1 protein-coding gene is annotated in these 241 nt (G+C 63.5%); it reads right to left on the bottom strand.

Features of this window, described 5'->3' with window-relative positions; all coding sequences use genetic code 11:
• Positions 1-69, bottom strand: a 69-nt coding sequence (locus Q4563_RS23855) for a TilS substrate-binding domain-containing protein (protein ID WP_442903862.1), incomplete at its 3' end; no start/stop codon positions are given.
• Positions 70-241: the final 172 nt, after the last annotated feature.

The following is a 241-nucleotide window of genomic DNA, read 5'->3' as shown; positions in this document are numbered from 1 at the left end:
GCGCAACCAATGGCGCAGCAAGTTTCGCCGGCGCGATTCGCTAAGGCCGAGCAGTGGCTCTAGCGCCACCTATACGCCCATTGGCTCTTGCCGCTCAGCCAGAGTGCTCAGGTCGAGCTGAGCCAACTCCTGCAAACGCAGGTCGGCCTCTTGGCAGTGCTGGGCAGCCAGCGCTAGGTTGTGATCGGCCCTTGGCCAGCGCTTGCGCAATGCGGGCAGTATCGGGCGGCGCAAATAGTTG

This window comes from Gilvimarinus sp. 1_MG-2023 (assembly GCF_030548285.1).
Note: the sequence above shows the minus strand (reverse complement) of the source record. Positions and strands in the feature narration are given on the sequence as shown.